Origin of the sequence: Mesorhizobium sp. M5C.F.Ca.IN.020.29.1.1 (genome assembly GCF_003997375.1) — a bacterium.
In the GTDB taxonomy this organism is placed as follows: Bacteria; Pseudomonadota; Alphaproteobacteria; order Rhizobiales; family Rhizobiaceae; genus Mesorhizobium; species Mesorhizobium wenxiniae.
Map to the genome: position 1 here is coordinate 1 of NZ_RZSW01000867.1, position 1,785 is coordinate 1,785.

At 66.9% G+C, this 1,785-nt stretch carries 1 protein-coding gene; it reads right to left on the reverse strand.

What is annotated here, in order from left to right:
* Window positions 1–1,785: condensation domain-containing protein (locus tag EOA85_RS34440; RefSeq protein WP_245486313.1), on the reverse strand; the 1,785-nt coding region annotated here is incomplete at both ends.

Here is a 1,785-nt window from a genome sequence, read left to right on the forward strand (position 1 = left end):
GCGCCACCGCCTCCGGCGCCTTTTGCACCTGCTGCTCGAACAGTTCATGGATGCACCGCTCCGACGGATAGGCCGCCGCCGTCCGGTTCAGCTCCTCCAGCAGATACGCACGCTCCGCAGCCGGCAGCAGTTCAATCCGGCCGACCGGCTGCCCGGCATCGGCAACCATCGCCCGCAGCAGCGCCAGCAGATAACCACGCTGCCGCTCGATCGTCGCCTCATCGAACAGCGCCGAGGCATAACCAAACGTTCCGGCGATCACCTCGCCACACTCGCCAAGGCTCAGCTCCAGATCGACCTTGACCTGATCATACCCCTCCCCGGCAGCCTCCACACTCAGCCCGGCAAGGTCGAACGACCCGACGGCGTTGTTCTGCCAGGCCAACATCACCTGGAACAGCGGCGTGTGATCAAGAGCCCGGGGCGGCTGCACGATCTCGACGACCTGCTCGAACGGCAGGTCCTGATGCTCCTGCGCGGCCAGCGCCGTGCGCCGCGTCTGCTCCAGAAGCTGCGACACGCTCGGCTCGCCGGACAGGTCGAGCCGAAGCGCCAGGGTGTTGACGAAGAAGCCGATCAACTCTTCGATCTCGCGCCGGCCTCGATTGGCGCTCGGCACGCCGATCACAAGGTCGTCCTGCCCCGACAGACGCGACAGCACCGCCGCCCAGGCCGCCAGCACCGTCATGAACAACGTCGTGCCATGCTGCCGGCTCAGCCGCTTCAGACCCCGCGTCAGATCCGCATCGATGACGATCGGCACACTGGCCCCGGCAAACGACTGCTGGGCCGGCCGCGCATGGTCCGTCGGCAAGACAAGACGGGCCGGAGCGCCAGACAGGGTGTCGCGCCAATACTGCGCCTGCTTCTGCAGCCGTTCCCCCGACAGCCACTGGCGTTGCCAGGCGGCATAATCCGGATACTGGATCGCCAGCGGCGGCAAAGGATCGTCCTGTCCAGCCTCGAACGCCCGGTAAAGCTGACGGAGTTCACGAACCAGCACGCCCATCGACCAGCCGTCCGAGACGATGTGATGCTGGGTCAGCAGGAAGACGTGTTCCTCATCCGGCATCCGGATCAGACGCCCGCGGATCAGCGGCCCGCGCGCAAGATCAAACGGCGTGCGCGCCTCTTCATGGCACAGATCCAAAAGCGCAGCCTCAGCATCCGGCCTGTCCCGCAGATCGTGCTCGACCATCGGCAGTCCCGCATCCGGCGGCAGAACCTCAACCCAGGGCTTGCCCTCCGGTGCGACAAAGACACTGCGCAGCGCCTCATGACGGGCAAACAGACGGTCAAGGCTGCGCTGCCAGGCGCTGCGGTCGAGCTCACCACGCAGCCGCAAGGCCAGCGGAATGTGATAGTTGGTGCTGCCCTCGTCCAGCTGCGCCAAAAACCATAGCCGCTGCTGCGCAAACGACAGCACAAGCGGCTCATCACGCGACACCGCCGCAATCGCCGGCAGGTCTTGCGTGCCGGAGCGGCTCAACACCTCGACGATGCTTGCCGCCAGATCGGAAAGCACCGGATTGGCGAACAGCGTCGACAGCGGCAGTTCCACGCCAACAGCCCGCGACAGCCGGCTCGAGAGCTGCACGGCCAGCAGCGAGTGGCCGCCGAGCTCGAAGAAGTGGTCGTGGCGCCCGACCCGCTCGACACCGAGAAGCTCCGCCCAGATCTGCGCCAGCGCCGTCTCGACCGCGCCGCGCGGCGCCTCATAGCTGCGGCGCGCATAGGCGTCGTCGGCCGGCGCCGGCAGTGCCTTGCGGTCGAGCTTGCCGTTCG